The 9,334-nt window shown below is 74.2% G+C and carries 2 protein-coding genes; both read right to left on the bottom strand.

Features of this window, described 5'->3' with window-relative positions; all coding sequences use genetic code 11:
• On the bottom strand, nucleotides 1–246 hold a 246-nt coding region (locus tag IH00_RS0117420), incomplete at its 3' end, for a beta-ketoacyl synthase N-terminal-like domain-containing protein (protein ID WP_420710882.1).
• Nucleotides 247–404: 158 nt separating this feature from the next.
• Entirely contained in the window at nucleotides 405–9,284 is an 8,880-nt protein-coding gene (locus IH00_RS44115) for a type I polyketide synthase (protein WP_234334874.1), read from the bottom strand.
• Between the last annotated feature and the right edge of the window lie 50 nt (nucleotides 9,285–9,334).

The following is a 9,334-nucleotide window of genomic DNA, read 5'->3' as shown; positions in this document are numbered from 1 at the left end:
CGCCTCACGCGGCGAAATCCCGAAGAACCCCGCATCGAACTCACCCGCCCCATGCAGGAAACCACCCTCACGGCAGTACGTCCGTCCCACGGCGCCGGGGTCGGGGTCGTACAACCCCGCGACGTCCCAGCCGCGGTCGGACGGGAACGGGGAGACCGCGTCCGTCCCGGTGGCCACCAGGTCCCACAGGTCCTCGGCAGAGCCCACCCCGCCCGGGAAGCGGCACGCCATGCCGACGATCGCGATCGGCTCGTGCGCCTGCTCCTCCGCCTTCTTCAGCCGTGTGGTGGCGCGGTGGAGTTCGATGGTGGTCCGCTTCAGGTAGGCGCGGAGCTCCTGCTCGTCAGCCATGCTTTCGTCACCCCGTGGTGTTTCGGTCGGTCGGTGCGGGTGGTGGGGGCGGATCAGAACCGCTCGTCGATGAAGGCGAAGAGCTCTTCGTCGTCGGCGGCGTCGAGAGTTCCGGTCACCTCGTCGTCGGCCTCCGGTCCGGCGGGGTCGCCGCTCGCGCCGTTGAGCCGGTCCCACAGACCGGTCAGGGCGGCGAGCCGGTTCGTGATCTCGTGCCGTGCCGTGCCGTCGGGCAGAGCGGAGTCCAGTCCGTTCTGTTCGGTGAGACGGATGAACAGCTTCTCCAGACGGTCCAGTTCGGTGGCGAGGGACACATCGCCGCTCTCCGCCGGAGTGTCCGGAGCGAGTCGGTCGTGGAGGTGCCGGGAGAGTGCTTCGGGGGTGGGGTGGTCGAACACCAGGGTGGCGGTGAGCCGGAGCCCCGTGGCGGCCGTAAGGCGGTTGCGCAGTTCCACCGCCGTGAGCGAGTCGAAGCCCAGCTCGCGGAAGTTCCGGTCGGCGGAGAGCTCACCGTCCTCCTCGTAACCGAGCACGGCTGCCGCATGGGTGCGTACGGCTTCCAGCACCGCTTCCATCCGCTCGGCGGGCGGGAGTTGGGCGATCCGTTCCCCGAGGGAGGTGCTCGTGCCCGCCGCTGCCGGGTCGGGCTGGGCCGCAGCGGTGGCCGCGGGAGAACTGCGCCGGTTCCGTACGAGACCGCTCAGGAAGGGCGGAACCGCGCCCTGTGCCCGCAGCACGGCCTGATTGAGGCGGATGGGGACCTGCAGGGCCTCGTCCCAGCGCTGGGCCTCGTCGAAGAGGGCCACACCCTCGGCGTCGGTCAGGGGCAGGATGCCGCCCCGGGCGAGCCGGCGGTGCATGTCGCCCTGGTCGAGGTGGTCCGCCATCCTGCTGTTGCGCGCCCACAGGCCCCAGGCGAGGGAGAGGGCGGGCAGCCCCACCCCGCGCCGGTACTGGGCGAAGGCGTCCACGAAGGCGTTGGCCGCCGCGTAACTGCCCTGTCCGGGGCTGCCGAACAGCGCGGAGGAGGACGAGTAGAGGACGAAGGCGGACAGGTCGAGATCCTTGGTCAGCTCGTGGAGGTTGAGGACCGCGTCGACCTTGGGCCGCAACACGGCATCCATCCGCTCCGGGGTGAGCGACGGCAGGGTGCCGTCGTCCAGGACGCCGGCGGTGTGCACGACCGCGCGCAGCGGGTGTGCCGCCGGGATGGCGCCGATCAGGGCCGCGAGCTGGTCGCGGTCGGCCGCGTCGCAGGCCCGTACGGTCACGTCGGCGCCGAGTCCGGCCAGCTCCCTCACGAGGTCCGTTGCCCCCTCGGCCTCCGCGCCCTGGCGTCCGGCGACGAGGAGGTGGCGTACGCCGTGCTCGCCGACCAGATGACGGGCGACCGCGCTGCCCAGGGTTCCGGTGCCGCCGGTGATGAGCACGGTGCCGTGGGGGTCGAAGACGGGCGGCATGGTGAGCACGAGCTTGCCGGTGTGCTTTCCCTGGCTGAGCGTGCGGAAGGCACGGCGGGCGTGGCGTACGTCGTGGACGGCCAGCGGCAGCGGGTGGAGCACTCCGGCCTCGAAGAGCTCCAGCAGCTCCGTCAGCATGGTGCCGACGGTCTCCGGGCCCGCCTCGACGAGGTCGAACGGCCGGTAGGTGGTGCCGGGGTGGTGGTCGGCGATGGTGCCGGGGTCTCGTACGTCGGCCTTGCCCAGTTCCAGGAAGTGGCCGCCTCGGGGCAGCAGGCGCAGTGAGGCGTCGACGAAGTCGCCGGCGAGGGAGTTGAGGACGATGTCCACTCCCCGGCCGCCGGTCTCCTCCAGGAAGCGGTCGGCGAAGTCCAGGGTGCGGGAGTTCGCGATGTGCCGGTCGGGCACGCCCAGCCCGCGCAGCGTGTCCCACTTGGGGGTGCTGGCGGTCGCGTACACCGTCAGGCCGAGGTGCCGGGCGAGCTGGAGTGCCGCCATGCCGACGCCGCCCGTCGCCGCGTGGATCAGCAGCGTCTGGCCGGGACGGGCCTGGGCGAGCCGGTCGAGGGCGTAGTGGGCGGTGAGGAACACGGCCGGGACGGAGGCGGCCTGCGCGTATGACCAGCCGTCCGGGATACGGGCCACCATGCGGTGGTCGGCGACGGCGTACGGGCCGAAACCACCGGTCCACATCCCCAGCACCCGGTCGCCCGGGGCGAAGCCGGTGACGCCGGGGCCGGTCTCGGTCACCACTCCGGCGCCCTCGGCGCCCATGACGCCGCGGCCCGGGTACATGCCGAGCGCGATGAGCGTGTCGCGGAAGTTCAGCCCGGCGGCCCGTACGGAGACGCGTATCTGGCCGGGCTGCAGCGGGGCCAGGGTGTCCGGCGCCGGTTCGAGGCGCAGCCCCTCAAGGGTGCCGTCGCCGCGGGTGCCGAGCCGCCAAGCGGCGGAGCCAGCCGCTCCGGTTATTCCCGTTACTCCGGCTGCTCCGGCTGGGGCGGTCGTTCCCGCCGGGACGGTCCTTCCCGCTGCCGTGGTTGTTCCCGCTGCGGTGATTGTTCCGGTGTCGGCGTCGGCGTCCGTGTCGGCGTGGGGCAGTTGCAGCAGGTCGGGGGTCGCCGGGCCCATGGGGGTCAGACGGGGTGTGTGCACGTGCTCGCCACGGACCGCGAGCTGCGGCTCACCGCAGGTGAGTGCGGCCGCCAGCGCGCCGCCGCTGACGGTGCCGTCGTCGGGGCCGAGGTCGAGGAGCACCATGCGGTCGGGCTCCTCGGACTGGGCGGAACGCACCAGCCCCCAGGCGGAGGCGGCCGCCGTGTCCCGTACGGTCTCGCCCGGGCCGACGGCGACGGCGCCGCGGGTGACGAAGACCAGCTTGGAGGGCGACTGGTCGGCGGCCTTCAGCCAGTGCTGTGCCGCATCAAGGGCCTTGTCCAGGACGGCGCGCACCGTGCCCGGGTCCGGGGCGCCGGGGAGGTGCGGCAGCTGGACGGCGACACCGTCGGGTACGGCACCGCCGGCGGAGCAGGCGTCGAGCAGCGATCCCAGGTCGGGGTAGGTCGCGCAGCCGACGCCCGCGCCGGTGAGCGCGGTGGCCAGCCCGCTGTGGTCGTCCCCGATGACGGCCCAGCGCTGGGCGGGCACGGATCCGGGCGCGGGCTTCCGCTCCCACAGGACCCGGTACAGCGAGCCGCTGCCCGTGCCGGGGGGCCTGCCGGTGCCACCGGCGCCGGACCGCTCGGCGAGCTGTTCGGCGGGGACCGGGCGGACGACGAGTTCGTCGATCGCCAATACGGGCCTGCCCTCCCCGTCGGTGCAGAGCAGGCGCACGGCTTCCGCGCCGGCGGGCGAGACGGTGACGCGCAGGCGGTCGGCGCCGGTGGCGTACAGGCGTACCCCGCGCAGAGCGAACGGCATGCGGGCCTGGCCGTCCGCGGGGAAGAACTCGCCCAGACTCATGGCCTGAAGGGCCGCGTCCAAGAGGGCCGGGTGGATGTCGTGGTCACGTGCCTCGCCTGCCGCCGGTCCGGGCAGGGCGACTTCCGCGTACACGGTGTCGCCGTCGCGCCAGCCGGTACGGAACCCCTGGAAGGTGACGCCGTAGTCGTAGCCGCGCTCCGCGAAGGCTGCGTAGAAGGCGGCGGGGTCCGGGATGCCGGACGCCCGCGCCCCGGCCGGTGGCCACGCGGCGCCGGGTGCCGGCCACGCGTCCGGCCCGCCGCTCGCCGGCCCTCCGCTCGCCGGCGCGTCGGCCGTCGGTACGGCCGCAGCCGAACTGCCGTTGAAGGTACCGGGCGTGTCAGGGCTTTCGGGGCCGTCGGAGGAGGCGGGGGTGACGGTGGCCTGTGCGTGCAGGGTCCAGGGCGACCGCGGCGGGGCGCCCGCTTCCCGGGAGTGCACGGTGACCGTGCGGTGGCCTTCCTCGTCCGCGGGGCCGACCTGTACGCGCAGTTCCACGGTGTCCGTACCGGTGGTGCCGGCGGGGGTGTCGCCGGGGAGGACGAGAGGTGTGCGCAGGGCGAGTTCGTCGATCTGTCCGCAGCCGGACTGGGCGCCGGCCCACAGCACCAGGTCGACGAAGCCGGTGGCGGGCAGCAGGACCGTGCCGAGCAGGGCGTGCTCGGCGAGCCAGGGCCGGGTGTCCGCGCCGAGCCTCGCGGTGTAGACGTGGCCCGCCGAGTCCGGGAGTTCGACGCCCGCGCCGAGCAGCGCGTGGCCCGCGTCCGCCAGACCGACGGACGCCGTGTCACCGCGCCGGGCAGGCGCGTGGTACCAGTAGCGCTGCCGCTGGAAGGGGTAGGTGGGCAGGTCGGCCCGCCGCGCCTCCGGGCCGTACAGCGCCTCGGCGTCGATGTCGACACCCTGGGCGCAGGCGGAGGCGAGCGCGAGGGCGAAGCCCTTCGTACCACCTTTCTCCCGGCGCAGGGTGTGCAGGACCACGGCGGGCGCGTCGGCGTCGGCGATGGTCTGCTCCAGCGATACGGCCAGCATGGGGTGCGGACTGCTCTCCAGGAACGCGTGGTGGCCATCGGCGAGCAGCGCACGAGTGGCCTGCTCGAACTCGACCGGTTCGCGCATGTTGCGGTACCAGTAGGCGGCGTCCAGCTCGGCGGTGTCGAGCAGCCCGCCGGTGACGGTGGAGTAGAACGGGACGTCACCGGAGCGGGGGGCGACCGGGGCCAGCTCCCGCATGAGCCGCTCCCGCAGTGCGTCCACCTGTGCCGAGTGTCCGGCCGTGTCCACCCCGGGGATCGCGCGCGCGTGGACACCGTCCGCTTCCAGCTCGGCCAGGAGCTCGCGCAGCGACTCGGGGTCGCCCGCCACCGCGGCCGTCCCCGGGCTGTTGACGGCCGCGACCGACAAGCGGTCGCCGAAGCGCTCCACCCGGACGCGTACCTGCTCGGCCGGCAGGGACACGGCGACCATGCCGCCCTTGCCCGCGAGGGTCAGCCACGCCTGGCTGCGCAGGGCCACGATCCGTGCGGCGTCCTCCAGGGAGAGGCCGCCGGCGACGCACGCGGCGGCGATCTCGCCCTGGGAGTGACCGATGACGGCCGACGGCCGCACTCCCGCGGCGCGCCAGCAGGCGGCCAGCGACACCATCATGGTGAAGAGCACGGGCTGCACGACGTCCACCCTGCTGAGCGACGGCGCACCCGGCACCTGCCGGAGCACGTCCAGGACCGACCAGTCGAGGAACGGGCGCAGTGCGGCGTCGCACGCCTCGACGGATTCACGGAAGGCCGCCGAGCGGTCGAGCAGCCCTTCGGCCATGGCCGGCCACTGGGAGCCCTGGCCGGGGAAGACGAACACCGTGCCGTCCGCCGGGCCGGCCTGGTGGCGGGCCACGGACGGATGCTCCCGGCCCTCGGCGAGGGCGTGCAGGGCGTGCAGCAGTTCCTCGCGGTCCTCGCCGCCGACCACGGCTCGGTGCGCGAACCGGGCGCGGGCGGTGAGCAGAGTGAGTCCGGCGTCCGCAGGCCGTATGCCGGGGTCGTCGAGCAGCGCGCCGCGCAGGCGGTCCGCGTACGCCTGGAGCGCCGCTTCCGTGCGGGCGGAGAGCACGAGCGGAGCGATGCCGTCGGGACCGGTGGCGTCGGGACCGGTGCTGTCCAGGTCGGTGCTGTCCAGCTCGAATCCGTCCGATGCGGGGCGGTCCGATGGGGGGCTGTCCTGCGGGGTGTCTGAGCGGTGCTGCCGGGTGCCGGGGACGTCGGCCGGGCGCGGGGCCTCCTCGATGAGGACGTGCGCATTGGTGCCGCTGATGCCGAAGGCCGACACCCCGGCCCGGCGCGGTGTCTCGCCCTCGGGCCACGCCACCGGCTCGGTGAGGAGCGCGACCGTACCGGACGACCAGTCCACGCGCGGGCTCGGCTCGTCGACGTGCAGGGTCCGCGGCAGGATGCCGTTGCGCAGGGCGAGAACGGTCTTCATCACCCCGGCGACGCCGGCCGCGGCCTGCGCGTGGCCGATGTTGGACTTCACCGAGCCGAGCCGGAGCGGCTCGCCGGGCTTACGGGACGCGCCGTACGTCGCTTGCAGGGCCTGGGCCTCGATGGGATCGCCGAGCGGGGTGCCGGTGCCGTGCGCCTCCACGGCGTCGACGTCCTCGGCACGCAGCCCGGCATCCGCGAGCGCTTCGCGGATGACCCGCTGCTGGGAGGGCCCGTTGGGCGCGGTCAGGCCGTTGCTGGCGCCGTCCTGGTTGACGGCGGAGCCCCGGACGACGGCCAGTACGGGGTGCCCGAGCCGCTCGGCGTCGGACAGGCGCTCCAGGAGGAGTACGCCGGCGCCCTCGCCGAGCACCACGCCGTCGGCCGCGCCGGCGAAGGCCCGCGACCGGCAGCCGGGCGACAGCACCCGCTGCCGCGAGAACTCCACCAGCATCTCGGGCGTGGACATGACCGTCGCACCGCCCGCCAGCGCCATCGAGCACTCGTCGCGGCGCAGCGCCTGCACGGCCAGGTGCAGCGCCACCAGGGAGGCCGAGCACGCCGTGTCGACGGTCAGGGCCGGACCTTCGAGGCCGAAGACGTACGAGAGCCGGCCGGACATCACGCTCGCCGAATTACCGGTGCCGAGGTAGCCGTCGAAGCTCTCCTCACCGTTCTGGAGCAGGCCCAGGTAGTGCTGGCCGTTGGTGCCGACGAACACGCCCGTGCGGCTGCCGCGCAGCTCGGACGGGTCGATGCCGGCCCGTTCGAACGCCTCCCACGAGGTTTCCAGCATCAGCCGCTGCTGCGGATCCATGGCCACCGCCTCACGCGGCGAAATGCCGAAGAAGGCGGGATCGAAGTCCGGCGCCTCGTGCAGGAACCCTCCTTCCCGGACGTACGTACGGCCACCCGCGTCCGGGTCGGCGTCGTACAGCTCCTCCAGGTTCCAGCCCCGGTCGTCCGGGAAGGCGCTGATCGCGTCACCCCCGTCCCTCAGCAGCCGCCACAGCTCCTCGGGCGTGGACACGCCACCGGGGAAGCGGCACGCCATCGCCACGATGGCGATGGGCTCGGAGTCGCGGTCACCGGCCGGCTCGGTGGGCGCGGTGGACCGCACCAGGGCGTCGCCGGTACGGGCCTCGCTCGCCGCTCCGTGCTCCAGGGCCTGGTCCCGCAAGTGGCGTGCGAGAGCGGCCGGATCCGGATGGTCGAAGACGAGGGAGGCCGAGAGCGTGAGACCGGTGGCGGACCTCAGCCGGTTGCGCAGTTCGACGGCGGTCACGGAGTTGAAGCCCAGGGCCTTGAACGGCTGCCTGGCGTCGACCGCGTCGAGCGAGGACTGGCCCAGTACCGTCGCCGCATGGCTGCGCACCATCCGCAGCAGGAGCCGCAGTTGCTCCTCGTCGGACTTGTCCGCCAGCAGGCGGACCACCTCGGGAGCTTCTCTGCGGTCGTCGGAGCCGGCACCGGTCGCCGGGGAGGCGTCCGCCCCCGCCACCGCGCCCGCCCCCGCGTGGGCGCCGCTGCCCGCGGCGACGACCCGGGATCGGCGCGTGGCGGGCAGCCCGTCGAAGAGCGCCGACGGTCGTACGGCTTCGCGAGCGGCCACGAACCGCTCCCAGTCCGCTTCGGCGACGGTCACGGTGCCGACGCCCCGGCCCACGGCCCGGAAGAGCGCGTCGACCGCGCGCCGCGGGTCGAGCGGGGTGAGGCCGGCGCGGCTCATCCCGGCGATGATCGTCTCCCGGGCGGCCGCCGACTCGCCGTCCTCGGACGCGGCTGCCTCGTGCCCGCGCCACGGTGTCCAGGCGACCGAGGTGAACGGCAGGCCTCGCGCGCGCCGCCGCTCGGCGAAGGCGTCCAGGTGCGCCGCACCTGCCGCGTAGCCGCCCTGTCCCGTCCCGCCCCAGACACCGGCGACGGACGAGAGGACGACGAACGCGTCGAGCTCCGTGTCCTCCAGGACGGCTTCCAGGCGGGTCACCAGGTCCGTCTTGGTGTGCACCGCGTGGGCGAGCGCCGCCGGCGTGGTGTCGGACAGGGCACTCAGCGGAACGGCGGCCGGGGCTGCCAGCACCGCGGTCGGTGCGTGCTCGGCGAGCAGCGACCGCAGGGCGGCGTCGTCCTCCATCGCGCAGGGCACCACGCTGACGCGTCCGTCGGCGAGGGACCCATCGGTGCGGGGCCCGTCGTCGAGGGCCGCGGGGAGGGAGGCCCCGGGACCGGCGAGGACGACCTGTTCGGCACCGTCGGCGAGGAGGCGTCGGACGAGCGGCTCCGCCACCGCCGCGACCTCCCCGACCACCAGGACCGTGCCACGGGGCCGCCAGCCGGGTCCGGTGCCGGCAGCCGCGGACCGGACGAGCCTGCGGCCGTACACCCCCGAGCCGCGGATCGCCATCTGGTCCTCGCCGTCGGGAGAGGCCGCGAGGACGGCGGCCGCCCGGCGGAAGGAACCCGGATGCTCGATGTCAGTGCCGGTGTGGGTTCCGGTGTCGGCGCTGGTTTCGGCGTCGGCGGCGGCGGTGCGGAAGTCGAGCAACCCACCCCACAGGTGCGGGAGTTCCAGCGACGCCACGCGGCCGAGGCCCCACACCTGCGCCTGCTCGGCGGACGGTTCCTCCCTCGGCAGAGCGCTCACGGCGTTGCGCGTGACCGCCCAGAGCCGGGCCCCCACATCCGCGTCGCCTGCCGCCTGGATCAGCGTGAACGACGCGGCGACACCGAGGGGAAGGCCGGGGTGGTCCGGGTGCGTGCCCTCGGCCAGCGCGAGGAGGGACACGATCCCCTGGAGCGGAACGCTGTTCGGCGCCTCCGCCGCCTCGGCGAGCAGCGCGCTCATGTGGGAGCGGTCGCCGGCGGGATCGATGCCGAGCGTCACGACCTCGGCGCCTCGGTCGGCCATGGCACGGGCCATGCCCTCCGCGACCCGTGTCGCGAACGCCGGGTTCTGCGGCGTCTCAGGCAGGAGCAGCAGCCAGCGCCCGTCAAGCCGCGCCCCCGTCTCGTCCTCGCTCAGCCCCTTCCACGCCACGTGGTAGGCGATGTCATCGGCGTTGCCGCGGTCGGTGGCGTCGAGCCAGT

The organism is Streptomyces sp. NRRL S-118 (genome assembly GCF_000716335.1).
GTDB lineage: Bacteria > Actinomycetota > Actinomycetes > Streptomycetales > Streptomycetaceae > Streptomyces.
The sequence above is the reverse complement of the archived record's forward strand: the minus strand, read 5'-3'. Positions and strand labels throughout refer to the sequence as shown.